The organism is Nocardioides sp. R-C-SC26 (assembly GCF_021246465.1).
Classification (GTDB): domain Bacteria; phylum Actinomycetota; class Actinomycetes; order Propionibacteriales; family Nocardioidaceae; genus Nocardioides.
This window is the reverse complement of the sequence record NZ_JAHRHK010000014.1, coordinates 121,344-135,365: the sequence shown is the minus strand read 5'-3', so window position 1 is coordinate 135,365 and position 14,022 is coordinate 121,344. Positions and strand designations below refer to the sequence as shown.

Genomic DNA, 14,022 nt, shown 5'->3' with positions numbered 1-14,022 from the left:
CCCGATCTGGAGCCAGACGCTGTGAGGGGCCGCGGGCCGTGGTCGGTGGTTGAGGAGCCCGCGAGGAACGAGCGGGCGGTCCACCCGGTGGTTGAGGAGCCCGCGAGGAACGAGCGGGCGGTCCACCCGGTGGTTGAGGAGCCCGCGAGGAACGAGCGGGCGGTCCACCCGGTGGTTGAGGAGCCCGCGAGGAACGAGCGGGCGTCTCGAAACCCCCCGGCCCGATGACCTGGTCCACCGCCGGCGCGGCACTGCGCGGCTCGGTGCACGTGCGCAACGGCATGCCGTTGCAGGACTCCGTCCGCACCTGGAGCGACGGCGAGCGCGCCGTGATCGTGGTCGCCGACGGGCACGGGCACCACCAGCACTTCCGCAGCGACGTCGGCGCCGACCTCGCGACCACGATCGCCCTCGACGTCCTCGGCCGGGCGCTGACCGAGCGTGCCGCCGTCGACGCGGCCGACTGGCGCCGTACGACGGCCGAGGTCGTGGCGACCTGGCGCGCCGCCGTCGCCGACCATTCCGCCGCGCAGGACGACGAGGAGCCCGCGGGGCTCACGCCGTACGGCACCACCCTCCTCGCCCTCGCGGTCGACGACACCAGCGTGGTGGCCCTGCAGATCGGCGACGGTGATCTGGTCGTCGTCTCGGCCGACGGCGAGGCACGGCGTCCGCTGCCCGAGGATCCTCGGCTCGACGGCGTGCGCACCTCCTCGCTGTGCCAACCCGATCCGCTGGAGGATCTCCGCGTCGCGGTGTTCCCGGCGACCGACGTCGCTCTCGGCTACGTCTGCTCCGACGGCTTCGGCAGGGCCCGCGTCGACGCCGACTGGTGGCGGGCCACCGGCAGCCAGCTCCTGGACCTCACCCGCGACCACGGCATCGACTGGGTGCGGCAGCACCTGCCCGGATGGCTGGAGGAGCCCGCCTCGGTCGGCGGCGACGACACCGCGCTGGCGCTCCTCATCCACGTCCACCACGACGTCGGGTGACGTGCGCGGGCGCGCGAACCACACCTCAACCACCGACGGCGGTTGAGGTGCCCGTGCGCCAGCGAGGGCTTCGAAGGCCCGGTCACGGAGGACGTCAGCCGGTGACCCACCAGGTCTTGAGCCGCTCGTAGCTGCCGTTCTCCATGTAGGCCTCGGCATAGCAGAAGCAGGCGGGGAGGTCCCAGTAGCGCACGACCTGGGGTGGCGTGAGGGCCTCGATGGTGAACTCGTAGAGCGCGCCCGCGATCGGGTCGCCCTCGTTCTGGTACCACTGGCGCAACTCGCGCTTGTCCTCGCGGGCGAAGCCGAGCTTGGTCTTGCGGTAGTCGCGCAACGCCTGGAGCGACTCGAATCGACCGAGGTAGACCGTGATCTTGCCGCCCGGCAGCTTGCAGCGGTTCTCCTCGCTCTCGCCGGTCTCGAAGGAGGGGATGCGCTCGCACGAGGCCACCTTGGGCACCCACTGGTCGGCGAAGTCGATCAGCTCGGGGTTCGACGGCGTGGTCGGGTAGTCGATCGACGGAGCGGTGTTGGCCAACTGGATCTTCAGCGCATAGAGGTCCTTGCCGGGCGCGGCGACCAGACGGGCCGACTGCAGCGCGACCTCGTCGTCCCAGTAGAGGTCGGCCGCGGTGACGGCGTCGTCGTCGCTCTCCTCGAACGCGCGGAGCACCCCGGTCGGGGCCTCCTCCACGACCGTGCCGGGTACGTAGGTCGCGTACTGGCGACGCGCGGCCTCGAGCCCGGTCGTGGACTCGTACGTGGTGAGCGTCATCGTGCCGTCGGCCCAAGCGCACTCCACCACCTCGCTCTGGCCGGCGGGCGCGCTCAGCGGCGAACAGGTCTCCGACAGCGTCGTGATCTCCCCGGCGAGGGCTTCGTAGCGGCTGTTGATCGAGGCGAAGTCGAGTCCGCCGTCGACCTCGTCGCTGCCGTCGGTCTGCCCATCGGCGTCGGCGTCGTCGTCACTGCTCCCGGTAGCCCCGCCCGAGCTCTGGGATCCGCCGGAGGCCTTCGGGGTGTCATCGCCTCCGAGTGTCAGGGCAGCTCCGACACCGATGCCGATGACGGCGAGCGCCGCGACGACGAGCCCCACGACCAGTCCGGTGCGCCTCTTCGACGTGCCGGCGGGAGGCCCGGGCGGCGGCGTCGGAAAGCTGTTCCAGGCAGGGGTGGGCGGAGGAGGGCCGGGTGGCGTCGAGGCGTACGGCGCGTGGGCCGTCGGCGCCGACGACGCATGTGCCGCAGGTGGCGCGACGGGCGGGGGCGGGGGCACCGTTCCGGCAGACGGAAGAGCCCCCGGTTGCGAGGGCGGCGGGCCGCCCGCGGGTGGGAACACCGGAGGGCCGGGCGGCGGAGGCGGCGTGCCGGGCGACACCGTCGGCAGTCCCCCAGCAGGAGGCGCGACCGGCGGCGTCGCGTCGCCGATCGGCCAGACCGATCCGCTGCGGTGACGACGCACCTCGGCGTCCGGGACGACGCCCGCGGCGAACCCGAGCGCCGCGGCGGCCCACATCGCGCTGGCCGTATCGGCGCTGCCCCGGTCGCGCGCGAGCCGCTGGCCGGCCTCGCGGACGGCGTTCTCCGCGGTCGCGCCGCTGCCGACGATGTCGCGCAACGCGCGATAGGCACCCAGACGCACGGCGTCGACGAGCAGGTTGATGTCTCCAGTGGTGGCGGCGTCCTCGGCGAGGAAGTCATCGAGGGCACCACGGAACCCGTCGGCGTCGTCGAGGACGGTCGGGCCCAGACGCGCGACGAGCGCCTGCAGCTGGTCGTGCAACTCCATGACGAAGACCTCCTGAACGACCCGCGCCCCAGCGTCGGATGCCGCTCAAGTTTAGGGGCATCGATCGCCCGGGCGCCTCGCGATTCCAGGTCGCAGGCTCGTCGCGACGGTGGCCGCGTCAGGCGGTGTCCCAGCGGAAGAGACGGGCGGCGACGAGGGTCACCACCAGGGCGAATCCGGCCAGGATCAGCAGCGGCACCCAGACCGCTCCGACCCCTTCGCCGCGCACCATCACGTCCAACATGCCCTGGTTGAGGTGCTTGAGCGGCAGGACGTCGGAGACCGACCGCAGCCACGGCGGGGCGTCGTCGAGCGGAAAGAACGAGCCGCTGAGGAACGCCATCGGCAGCACGACGAAGTTCGCCGCATTGACGGCACCCTCGGTCGTCGTGGTCAGGGCGCCCGCGAGCAGGCCGACGGCCATGAAGCACAGCGTGCCGACGACGAGCAGGGGGATCGCCAGCCACCACGACCCCGTGAGCGTGAGCCCGAACGCGGCGGCACCGAGCCCGAGGAAGATCGCCATCTGCGCCAGCGAGATCGCGATGGTGACCACGACGCGCGCGGCGACGACCGTCCGGGTGGAGACCGGGGCCAACTGCAGGCGCCGCATCAGCTTGGTCTGGCGCCACCCCTGGATCGTGGCGGCGGCACCGAAGGCGGCGCTCATCGCGACCGCCCACCCCAACAGACCCGGCGTCATGAACTGGATCGCGGTGAGCGAGTCGTCCTCGACGCTGTCGGTGGTGAGGGTGAACTGCGGAGGCTGACCGCTGGCGGCGACGTTCGCGCCGTCCACGAGCGAGCGCAGCGCCCCCTGGGTGATGCCCGCCCCGGTCGGATCGGTCTGGGTGTAGTGGGCGATGAGGTCGTCGCCGCGCTGCACCACCGCGACGTCGGCGTCGCCCTTGCGCACCTTCTCGATGGCGGCGGCGAGGTCGTCGCTGCGCTCGACGTCGAAGGTCGACTCGAACGCACCGCGGGCCTGGGGCGGCAGGTCGTCGAGGATCGAGACCGGGCCGACCTGCACCATGTCGATCTTCGAGCGCCCCTGATCTCCGAAGATGCCTCCGAAGAGCACCAGGAACATCAGCGGGAAGATGACGGCGAAGAAGACCGCGGACTTGTCACGCAGGAACCCCTTCAGCACCGCGACGGCGATCGCGCGGAACGCGCTCGCCTCGCTCGGACGCACGGAGCTCTCGGCCGGGGCGTCCGTGGATGGGGTGCTCATGCGGGGTCCCTGCGGGCTTGTTCGCCGGAGGAGCGAAGCGGAGGAGGCGAAGAAGGCCGTGGGGTGCTCATGCGGGGTCCCTGCGGGCTTGTTCGCCGGAGGAGCGAAGCGGAGGAGGCGAAGAAGGCCGTGGGGTGCTCATGCCCGGTACTCCCGTCCGGTCAGGGTGAGGAAGACGTCTTCGAGGGTGGCGACGCCGAAGCGCTCGACCAGGGCTGTCGGCCGGTCGAACTCCAGCACCCGACCGGCGTCCATCACCGCCACCCGGTCGCAGAGCGTGGCCGCCTCCTCCATCGAGTGGGTGGTGAGCACGATCGTCCGGCCCTGTGCCGCAATCCCGCGCAGGAGGTCCCACACGTTGCGGCGCGCCTGCGGATCCAGGGCGGATGTGGGCTCGTCGAGGAAGACCAGCTCCGGTTCGTGCACCAGGGCGCAGGCGATCGAGAGGCGCTGCGCCTGGCCACCGGAGAGGTCCTCCACGCGAGTGTCCGCCTTCTCCACCAGGCCGACGTGCTCGAGCCAGGTGTCCCCCACCTGAGCAGGGACGCCGTAGAGGGCCGCGAAGGTGCGGATCTGCTCGCGCGCGGTGAGGCGCTCGAAGAACGAGGAGGCCTGCAGTTGCACGCCGATGCGGGAGAGCAGACGACGGTTGCGTGGCCACGCGGGCTCCCCCAGCACGCTGATCGTCCCGGCGTCGGGGCGACGCAGCCCCTCGACCATCTCCAACGTCGTGGTCTTGCCCGCGCCGTTCGGCCCGAGGATGCCGACGAACTCACCGGGCGCGACGTCGAAGCTGACGCCGTCGACGGCGCGCAACGAGCCGTAGGTCTTGGTCAGGTCGCGGACCTCGATCGCGCTCACGGTGTCCAGCCTGCCCAAGCCGTCACGAGCGCGAAACCCCGTCGCACATCCACGAGTGCTGGCTCGGGTCTCACACGGCGGCCCACGGGCCCATCGGCCGAAGCAGGCGGGGTCCGCTCCGCGAGACACCGGGCCGGTCGGTCGGCCGGCCCCGCGCACGCCTCTAGCCTGACGTCGTGAGCGACGCGACCTCCTCGGCCTGGGGCTTCGGCCTCGCCACCCTCGACAGCAGCGGCACCGTGCTCGACGTCTGGTTCCCGCAGCCGGCTCTCGGTGCTGCGCCGGACGGCGTCAGCGCGGACGGTGCGCCTGCCGAGCTGGCCGCGCTCGCCACGCCCGACGAGGCGCGCGGTGTCACCCGCGAGGTGCGCCTGGTCAGCATCGCCGACCTCGCCGAGGCACCGTCGTCCACCGAGGAGGTCTGGCTGCGACTGCACCTGCTCTCCCACCGGCTGGTGCGTCCGCACGGCCAGTCGCTCGACGGGATCTTCGGCCTGCTCGCCAACGTGGCATGGACGTCGGCCGGCCCGTGCGCCATCGAGGGCTTCGAGCTGACCCGCACGCGGCTGCGCGCGGCCGGGCAGCACGTCACGGTCTACGGCGTCGACAAGTTCCCGCGGATGGTCGACTACGTCGTGCCGAGCGGTGTCCGGATCGCCGACGCCGATCGTGTGCGGCTCGGTGCCCACCTCGCCGAGGGCACGACCGTCATGCACGAGGGCTTCGTGAACTTCAACGCCGGCACTCTCGGGGCCTCGATGGTCGAGGGTCGGATCTCCGCGGGCGTCGTGGTCGGCGACGGTTCCGACGTCGGCGGCGGTGCCTCGATCATGGGCACGCTGTCGGGCGGCGGCAAGGAGGTCATCTCCGTGGGTGAGCGCTGCCTGCTGGGCGCCAACGCGGGCATCGGCATCTCGCTCGGCGACGACTGTGTGGTGGAGGCAGGCTGCTACGTCACCGCCGGCACCAAGGTCACTGTCACGGACAACGACGGCAAGACCGCCGTGATCAAGGCGGCCGCCCTCTCCGGCACCGACAACGTGCTCTTCCGTCGCAACTCGGTCTCCGGCGCGATCGAGGCCGTCGCCTGGAAGGGCGAGGGCATCGCCCTCAACGCGGCGCTGCACGCGAACTGAGCGTTGACCCGTCTTGAAGTAAAGACGGGTCAACCGGGTTCGGGGCGTTGACCCGTCTCCAAGTAAAGACGGGTCAACCGGGGGCCCGGCACACTGGGCGTCGTGAGGCGCGCGCTGGGGGTGATGCTCGGCCTCGCCCTCGTCGCCGTCGTCGCCACGATCAGCGTGCGCGGACTGCGTGAGTTCGAGTTGCCGTTCCTCCCGCGCTCGGAGTTCTGCACGGCCTCGGCGGACGGCCGTTCGGTCGACGTCAGCATCGAGCAGGCCGAGCACGCCGCACTCATCACCGCGATCGCCGTCGCGCGCGGGATGCCGGCACGCGCAGCGTCGATCGCGCTGGCGACGGCCTACCAGGAGTCCGACCTGCGCAACCTGGACTACGGCGACCGCGACTCCCTCGGCCTCTTCCAGCAACGCCCCAGTCAGGGGTGGGGAACCCCGCGTCAGGTGCAGGATCCCGCCTACGCCACCCGTGCGTTCTACGACGCGCTCGAGCAGGTGCGTGGCTATGAGTCGATGGAGGTCACGGTGGCCGCGCAGCAGGTGCAGCGCTCGGCGTTCCCGAACGCGTACGCCGACCACGAGGACGACGCGCGCGTGCTGGCCTCGGCACTCACCGGCAACTCCCGGCACTCCTTCGTCTGCCGCGTCGACGGCGACGTCGAGTTCAGCAGCCCCGATCTGACCGCGGTGGGCCTGACGCCGCGGGCCGACGCCGTACGTGTCGACCTGCTCGACGTCTTCGGCGAGCTCTCACTCGGCGGCTTCGAGCCTGCCGGGGTGAGCACGGGCCACATGGAGGGCTCGGCCCACTACAGCGGGCGCGCTGTCGACATCTTCGTACGGCCGATCAACGGGCCCAACAAGACCCGGGGATGGGCGATCGCGCACTACCTGGTGGCGATGGCGAAGCGGCTCGGCATCGCCACGGTCATCTTCGACGGCCGCATCTGGAAGGCCGGTCGCGACGACTCGTGGCGCCGCTACGACCCCCCGCGCACCTCAAGCGACCCCGCCACCATGGCGATCCTCGAGCACCGCGACCACGTCCACGTCGACGTCTTCCCCTGAGCGTTCGCCGGCCCGGACGACGAGGGGTCGCCCCGCGGCGTTCGCGAGCGCCGCGCCCAGGTCGTCGGAGCGCGCATCGGCGAGGTGGGAGGTGCGCAGCTCTGCGGCCACGTCGACGACGTCGTGCAGGCGTCGCCGCAGCGCCTCGACCTGGATCGGCGGGCCGAGCTCGCGGCGGTAGGCCTGCAGCTCCGCGATGACGGCGTCCAGCGCGGGCGCGAGCGCAGCCCCGTTCTCGATGAGCATGTTGAGGGTGCGCTCCGCGTTGCGCCCGGCGACCCGCGTGCCGTCGCGGAAGCTGCCTGCGGCCAGCAGCGCGGCCACCGCGGCATCGGCGTCGTCGCCGTCGTCTCGGGCGGAGACGGCCAGGAGAGCGTTCGCCACCGCGTGCGGGAGATGGCTGACCCGGGCGACGGCGCGGTCGTGGCGCTCGGCGTCCACCACGACGACGGTGGCGTCGAAGGTGCCGATCAGCCACCGGACGACGGCGGCGACGAGGGCGTTCGGGTCGCCGGGTCTCGTGACGCTCGCTGGTGCTCGATCCTCGCCCCCGGGACTCTCGTCGGTCATCGAGCTTGTCGAGATGGCCGTCTCGTCGGGATGCATCACCGCCCACGTCGCCCCGACCAGCAGTGCGGCATCGGAGGCCTCGAAGCCGGAGTGCTCGGTGCCGCTCATCGGGTGGCACCCGACGAACCGCCCGCCGAGCCCGGCGGCCTGAGCCGCCGCGAGCACGGCACCCTTCACGCTGCCGACGTCGATCACGACGGCGTGCGGCGCCCCCGCCGCGACGTCCGCCATCGCCGCCGGCATCACGTCGAGCGGGCAGGCGAGCACGACGAGGTCGACGTCCGCGACGGCGGCAGCAGTGGCGAGGCCGACCTGCTGTGCGGCGGCGGGGGGGCCCACGTCGGGGTCGACGACCACGACGTCACGTCCGAGCTCGAGCAGACGGCGGGCGATCGATCCGCCGATCAGGCCGCCGCCGACGACGGCGGTGCGACCGAACCCCGCGACGGGGGACCCGGGGGCGAGGTTCTCCGCAGCGGCACTCACCCGCGAGCCGCCAACTCGGCCAGGGGCGAGATCCGCCCGATGGCGCGCGCCGTACCGCCCTGCGTCGCCCAGGCCTGCTGCATCTCCTCGAAGTCCGCGGCAGTGAACGTGCCCGCGAGGAACACCAGGAACATGTAGATGCCGGGGCGGTCGGGCACGGGCCGCGTGACCAGGTTCGTCATGTTGATCGCGCGGTCCTCCAGCACGCCGAGGTAGCGACGGAGGATGCCGGGCTCGTTGTGGTCGGGCATCAGCGACACCAGCAGCCCCTCACCGCCCGAGCCGGCCGAGGCGGCGCGGGCAGCAGACACGCCTCGGGGCCCGGTCGCCGCGACGAGGGCGAACTGGGTGAACGCGGCCGCGTTGTCCTCCACCGCGGAATCGAGGCGGTGCAGGTCGTAGAGCGTGCCGCAGATCGCCGGGCCGATCGCGATCTCGCCCGGCGCGACGTCGCGGCATGCTGCGGCGGTCGACGACGCCTCGCGCGTGCTCAGCCCGCGGGCCTCGATCCACGCGCGGCACTGCGCCAGCGCATGAGGGTGACTGACGACCACGGTGGGCTCGACGTCGGGGTCGCGGGTGAAGGCGTCGAAGGAGATCGGCACCACGACGCTGTCGACGATGGAGAGGTCGGGGCGCTCCAGCAGGGCGTCGAGCGTGGGCACCACCACACCGTTGACCGAGTTGTCGATCGGCAGGACGGCGTACTCGACGCTCCCGCCCGCCACGGCGCCCAGCGCCTCGGCCTGGGTCGTCAGCGCGACCGATTCCTCACCCGGGCGCAGCGCGACGACGGCCTGGTGGGTGAAGGTGCCCGGCGGGCCGAGGTAGGCGACGCGGGTGCTCATGGACGTCGACTCCCTAACCGTCGAGCGTGAAGGAGGCCAGCACCCGGCTGCTGAAGCCGACGCCGGTCAACGCCCCACGCAGGTCGTCGACGCGTGCGGCTTCGGCCCGGAAGCCGAGGTAGAAGTCGTGGCGGCCGGGCTCGAGCCGGTCGCTGTGCAGGAAGTCGAGGTCGAGCCCGAGCGCACTGAAGCGCTCCAGCGCGGTCATCAGTGTGCCGGCGGCCTCGTGCTCGGCCGCCATCGCGAGCCAGGTGACGCGCTCGCCCGAGGGCTCTCCCGCACTGACGTGACGGCGGCTCAGCAGACCGTAGGTGACGTCTCCGAGATCCTCGAGGTACCCGACGATCAGGACCCCCGCCGGGTCGAGCTCATCGACGTCGACGACGGCCGAGCCGGCCTCGCGGCCCGCGGCGTAGACCTCGGCGGTCGTGGCGGAGTTCGGCAGCACCCGGAAGTCGACCCCCGCAGTGCCCAGCACCTCCACGACGTCGGAGTAGGTCTGCTGACGCAGCGCCACGGCCTGCGCGTCGCCGGAGCCGCCTCCGAGTCGCGTCCAGCGCCAGGGGTTGGCCACCGAGGTGACCTGCACCAGCTGCAGGTCGGGGTGGGCGTTCGCGAGCGCGCGGAGCAGTCGGATCGGCGGCGACGTCGGGTCACCGATGCGGGCGATGCCCTCCAGATCGGTGGCGACCTTCAGCGTCGCCATCAGCTCGTCGTAGCCCGCCAGCCCGACCCTGAACGCGCTCCCCTGCCAGGCCAGGTCGCCGAGCACCCGCGCGATGAGGGACGGCGGGTCGGTGCTCGGGTGGGCGATGGAGCGCTCGAGGGTCGCGACAGGTGCGGAGGTCACCCCTCCATCCTGTCATTGCGGCGTCGCGGACGCCCGCGCACGGCCTCCGCGGCCCGTCGTCGCCTACGCGCGCTGCCGGGTGGGCGGGGCAGGCGCCGGGACGCGCGCGACGTTGGCGGGCGGGCCTGCGTGAGCGGTGAGTCTGGGACGGTCCCCCGGCCCCCAACCGTTCCACACCCACCGCTCCCAGCGGCGCCCCCGGCCCGGCGGTGAGCCTGAGACAGTTCCCCGGCCCACAACAGTCCCAGACTCACCGCTCCCACAGAACCGGCCCGGCCAGGCCCGGCGGTAGGACGAGGCGCAACGCGGCGGAGTCGGTCAGGGCACGTCCGACTCGACAGCGTCCCTGACGACGTCGAGACACGCGCCCCTCGGCGGCGGCTTGGCGGACGAGCCGAGCGTGCAATTCGCCTGGGAGCCGGACGGCAATCTGCGGCGGATGCGTTCGTCCCGCAGCCAATCGAGCGGTCGCCAGTCGACGGCGGCAGACTGCGTCCCAGACTCAGCGAGCCAGCCGGACGGCAGCCTCGGCGACGTCGGCGTCGGGAGCGGTGAGGGCGAAGCGCACGTGCCGCTCGCCCGCTGCGCCGTACTCGGCACCGGAGACGGCGACGATGCCGCGGTCGGCCAGCCACCCGATCGCACCGACGGCGGGCTCGCCGCGGGTGGCCCACAGGTACATGCCGCCCTCGCTGTGCTCGACGACGAAGCCGGCGGCCTCGACGGCCGGGCGCAGCGCCGCCCGGCGGGCCCGGTAGCGCTCGCGTTGGCGGTCCACGTGCGTCTCGTCGCCCAGCGCCGCGACGGCGGCCTGCTGCTGCGGGCCGGGCATCTGGAGGCCGAGGTTGCGACGCACGGTGGCGAGTTCGGCGACGACGTCGGCGTCGCCGGCGACGAAGCCGACCCGGTAGCCGGCGAGGTTCGAGCGCTTGCTCAGTGAGTGGACGGCGAGCAGGCCGGCGTGGGTTCCGCCGCAGACATCCGGGTGGAGCACACTGACCGGCTGAGCCTCCCAGCCGAGATCGAGGTAGCACTCATCGGAGACCAGTAGCGAGCCGTGTGCCCGACACCACGCGACGAAACCGGCCAGCGTCTCGGCGTCGAGCACCTGCCCGGTGGGGTTGCCGGGTGAGTTCACCCAGACGATGCGCGGCACCGCCGGCAGCGCATCGAGGTCCGCGACGGTGTCGGCCACGGCGACCTCGGCGCGGACGAGCGCGGCACCCACGGCGTAGGTCGGGTAGGCCAGGCGTGGCCGCGAGATCAGGTCGCCGGGGCCGAGCCCCAGGTGCAGCGCGAGGGAGCCGATCAGCTCCTTGGTGCCGATGACGGGCAACGCAGCGCCGAGCTCGAGGCCGGTGACGCCGTGAGTGCGGGCGAGCCAGTCGACGTAGGCCTGCCGGAGTTCACGGCGCCCGACGGTGAGCGGGTATCCCGGCCAGTCCGAGGCGCGGGCCAACGCCGCGCGCACCACGTCGGGCGTGGGGTCGGTCGGGGCGCCGATGGAGAGGTCGAGGACGCGCAGACCCGACGCGGCGGCCCGATCCCGGACGGCCGCGATGGAGGACTGGACGGGGGGGGGGGGGCCGGGGGGGGGGCGGGGGGCCGGGGGGTGGGGGNACGTGCACCACGGCGACGGGCAGCCGGTCGGAGACCCGCTGCCCGTCGACGTGGTGCACGTTCAGGGTGACGCCGGGTGAGGCGTCAGTGATCGGCGTTCTGCGGCTCGAGGCCGGCGACGAAGGCGTGGTCGTGGTCGATCTCGCCCATCTTGGCCGCGCCGCCCGGCGAACCGAGCTCCTCGAAGAAGCCGACGTTCGCGGTGTAGTACTCCTTGTTCTCCTCCGGGACGTCGTCCTCGTAGAAGATCGCCTCGACGGGGCACACGGGCTCACACGCACCGCAGTCGACGCACTCGTCGGGGTGGATGTAGAGCATCCGCTTGCCCTCGTAGATGCAGTCGACGGGGCACTCGTCGACGCAAGCGCGGTCCTTGACGTCGACGCAGGGCTGCGTGATGACGTAGGTCATCTCATCCTCCAATAGGAAAGGGCTTCGGGCTCACGAGAGCAGGCTTCAGCCTAGTATCCCCGGGTGCCCGCACACAGGCTGGGACCACATGTCGTCGGTCAGCGCGTCTCGATCCGCTATCTGCTGCCCACCGGGCAGGCCACCGACGTGCTCGGGGTCTGCCTGCGCTGGAGTGACGACGGCTGCGTGGTGGAGTCCGAACGACACGGAGTCGTGCATCTGGCACTGGACACGATCATCACCGGGAAGCCGGTGCCCCAGCGCGCTTCGGTGCGAGACCGTGTCCCTCCGCGCACGGCACAACGGCACGGGTTCGCGCTGTTCGGCGACCTGGTCACCGCGCCTCTGGGCGACTGGGTGCTGCGGCACTCGCCGACGTCGAGGGCCCGGCGCGCGAACTCCGTGCTCGCGTTCGGTCCCTCCGGCGTCGACGGCGATGTCGACGTGGTGGCGAGCCACTATGCGGGGCTGGGCCGGCCGGCTGTCGCCGCCGTCCTGGCCGACTCGGCCGAGGAGGAACGGCTTCGTGGCCGCGGCTGGGTACCCGAGAGCGCCGACGCCGACACCCTGTTCCAGGTCGCCGGGCTCGCCCAGGTGGCCCGCGCCCTGCGCGCGGTCTCGACGGGCTCGACGACCGGGAGCGCCTCGACGACCGGGAGCGTCTCGACGACCGGGAGCGCCTCGACGACCGGGAGCGCCTCGACGACCGGGAGCGTCTCGACAGGCTCGACGACCGGGAGCACACCGGTGGTCGAGCTTGTCGAGACCTCACCCCGCACCTGGACCCTGCCCGGCGCACAGATCACCGCGGCGCTACGCGACGACTGGGTGGGATTCCGCGATCTGCGCGTCGAGCCCGAGCATCGCCGTCGAGGGCTGGCGCTGATGCTCGTCGACGCCGTCGTCACCTGGGGTGCCGAGCACGGCGCGACGACGGTCTACCTGCAGGTGCTGGCCGACAACGATCCCGCGCTGGCGCTCTACGAGCGGCTCGGCTTCCGGACGCACCACCGTTATCGCTATCTCGCCCCCGCTGACTGAGGCGCCGAGGTCACCACCAGAGCGAGCGCGCCGACTTCGGCGAGGTCGCGGTGGGCAGCGGGAGACCCGGGTAGGACTGCTGGAACTGGGCCGGCGTCATCGACACCACGGTGCAGCGCAGCACGACGTCGAGGGGATCGACCGGACCGACGTAGACCACGGTGCCCCCGATCGCCGGCGTTGGCTTCTCCGAGGCGCTGTCGGCACACCACAGCTTGTCGAACACACCGTCGTCGGCGACGACGATCAGGTCGTCGCCCTCCTCGCCGAACGCCGCGTCGACGCCGGTGCCGGGGTAGATGACGTCGTCGCCGGCGTCGCCGGTGATGTCGCGGCTGGGCGCCTCCCCGGGGAACAGTGGTGCGCAGGTGTTCGGCGACGTAGGGCCGAAGCCGGGGCAGGACTCATCACCCGGGCCGCCGTCGAGGAAGTCGTCTCCTTCGTCGCCGTCCAACTCGTCCGAGCCTGCGCCGCCGTAGACCCGGTCGTTGCCCGGCCCGCCCTGCGGGTGGTCGTTGCCGTCGCCGCCGATGACGACGTCGTCCCCTTCGTCGCCGTGCACCCAGTCGTTGCCGGTGCCACCGTCGACGAGGTCGTTCCCGAGCCCGCCCCGCACAGGGTTGTCGTCGCCGTCGGAGCCGTAGACCTGGTCGTCGCCGTCTCCGCCGTAGAGGGCGTCGGCGTCCGGGCCCCCGTAGAGCTTGTCGCGGCCCGGACCCGTCTGCACGGTGTCGCGGCCCGCACCGCCGAAGACGACGTCGTCGTCGGGTGTCTGCGCGCCCTTCTTGGGGGCCGAGGTGGTGATGGTGTCGTCACCGTCGCCGCCGTCTGCCCGGTCGTTGCCGAGGTGACCCTGAAGCGAGTCGTTGCCAGCCTCACCGTAGAGCTTGTCGTTGCCTGCACCGCCGAGGAGGGAGTCGTCGCCTCCTCGTCCGCGGAGGACGTCGTTGCCGTTGAGGCCGGTGATCGAGTCCGCAGCGGCGGTACCGACGAGCACGTCGTTCTTGTTCGTGCCCTTGACGACGGCGCCGTGAGCAGCGCTCACCCCGATCAGCAGGGTCGCCACCGACAGGACGAGGAGTCGAACGAGTCGCATGACGAGGACGCTACTCC

14 protein-coding genes are annotated in these 14,022 nt (G+C 72.3%); 5 read left to right on the top strand and 9 right to left on the bottom strand.

The genetic code is table 11. From position 1 onward, the window contains the following. On the top strand, window positions 1-228 hold a 228-nt coding region (locus KSO97_RS13670; RefSeq protein ID WP_232679784.1), incomplete at its 5' end, for a hypothetical protein. Continuing rightward, entirely contained in the window at window positions 225-992 is a 768-nt protein-coding gene (locus KSO97_RS13665) for a PP2C family serine/threonine-protein phosphatase (protein ID WP_232679782.1), read from the top strand. The genes KSO97_RS13670 and KSO97_RS13665, both read left to right, overlap by 4 nt. Before the next feature lie 94 nt (window positions 993-1,086). Here KSO97_RS13665 and KSO97_RS13660 read toward each other — a convergent pair whose 3' ends face one another. The 3 genes from KSO97_RS13660 to KSO97_RS13650 all read right to left on the bottom strand — a co-directional run bounded on the left by KSO97_RS13660 (window position 1,087) and on the right by KSO97_RS13650 (window position 4,876). Continuing rightward, window positions 1,087-2,781: a hypothetical protein gene (locus KSO97_RS13660; protein ID WP_232679798.1), complete on the bottom strand. Its 1,695-nt coding sequence runs from the start codon at window positions 2,779-2,781 to the stop codon at window positions 1,087-1,089. A gap of 118 nt (window positions 2,782-2,899) precedes the next feature. After that, window positions 2,900-4,015, bottom strand: a complete 1,116-nt coding sequence (locus KSO97_RS13655; protein WP_232679780.1) for an ABC transporter permease — start codon at window positions 4,013-4,015, stop codon at window positions 2,900-2,902. Window positions 4,016-4,153: 138 nt separating this feature from the next. Next, a complete protein-coding gene (locus tag KSO97_RS13650) occupies window positions 4,154-4,876 on the bottom strand; it encodes an ABC transporter ATP-binding protein (protein ID WP_232679778.1) in 723 nt (240 codons plus the stop codon). 176 nt (window positions 4,877-5,052) lie between these two features. Between KSO97_RS13650 and dapD the strand changes: the two genes are divergently transcribed. Together dapD and KSO97_RS13640 are read left to right on the top strand one after the other, a co-directional pair. Further along, window positions 5,053-6,012 (top strand): 2,3,4,5-tetrahydropyridine-2,6-dicarboxylate N-succinyltransferase, encoded by a 960-nt coding sequence (gene dapD / locus KSO97_RS13645; RefSeq protein WP_232679776.1) that lies wholly within the window; start codon window positions 5,053-5,055, stop codon window positions 6,010-6,012. Between the two features lie 102 nt (window positions 6,013-6,114). Beyond that, window positions 6,115-7,083, top strand: a complete 969-nt coding sequence (locus KSO97_RS13640) for a hypothetical protein (protein WP_232679774.1) — start codon at window positions 6,115-6,117, stop codon at window positions 7,081-7,083. On the opposite strand, the gene KSO97_RS13635 is transcribed toward KSO97_RS13640, so the two are convergent. The 5 genes from KSO97_RS13635 to fdxA form a co-directional block, all read right to left on the bottom strand. Then, window positions 7,015-8,139 carry a prephenate dehydrogenase/arogenate dehydrogenase family protein gene (locus KSO97_RS13635; protein WP_232679772.1) on the bottom strand — a complete coding sequence of 375 codons (1,125 nt, stop codon included), beginning with the start codon at window positions 8,137-8,139 and terminating at the stop codon, window positions 7,015-7,017. The two genes, KSO97_RS13640 and KSO97_RS13635, sit on opposite strands and share 69 nt — an antisense overlap. Next, the gene (locus KSO97_RS13630; RefSeq protein ID WP_232679770.1) at window positions 8,136-8,987 is read right to left on the bottom strand and encodes a prephenate dehydratase domain-containing protein; all 852 of its coding nucleotides are present in this window, start codon (window positions 8,985-8,987) and stop codon (window positions 8,136-8,138) included. Before KSO97_RS13630 ends, KSO97_RS13635 begins: the two co-directional genes overlap by 4 nt. A gap of 13 nt (window positions 8,988-9,000) precedes the next feature. Next, on the bottom strand, window positions 9,001-9,837 hold the full coding sequence (locus KSO97_RS13625; protein WP_232679768.1) for a hypothetical protein: 837 nt from the start codon (window positions 9,835-9,837) through the stop codon (window positions 9,001-9,003). Window positions 9,838-10,339: 502 nt separating this feature from the next. Then, window positions 10,340-11,398, bottom strand: a complete 1,059-nt coding sequence (gene dapC / locus KSO97_RS13620; RefSeq protein ID WP_232679796.1) for a succinyldiaminopimelate transaminase — start codon at window positions 11,396-11,398, stop codon at window positions 10,340-10,342. A gap of 143 nt (window positions 11,399-11,541) precedes the next feature. Continuing rightward, complete coding sequence (fdxA, locus tag KSO97_RS13615) at window positions 11,542-11,868, bottom strand: ferredoxin (protein WP_232679766.1); 327 nt, start codon at window positions 11,866-11,868, stop codon at window positions 11,542-11,544. Between the two features lie 63 nt (window positions 11,869-11,931). Between fdxA and KSO97_RS18375 the strand changes: the two genes are divergently transcribed. Next, entirely contained in the window at window positions 11,932-12,909 is a 978-nt protein-coding gene (locus tag KSO97_RS18375; RefSeq protein ID WP_308188308.1) for a GNAT family N-acetyltransferase, read from the top strand. 10 nt (window positions 12,910-12,919) lie between these two features. Here KSO97_RS18375 and KSO97_RS13605 read toward each other — a convergent pair whose 3' ends face one another. Further along, on the bottom strand, window positions 12,920-14,005 hold the full coding sequence (locus KSO97_RS13605) for a calcium-binding protein (RefSeq protein WP_232679764.1): 1,086 nt from the start codon (window positions 14,003-14,005) through the stop codon (window positions 12,920-12,922). Window positions 14,006-14,022 lie beyond the last annotated feature (17 nt).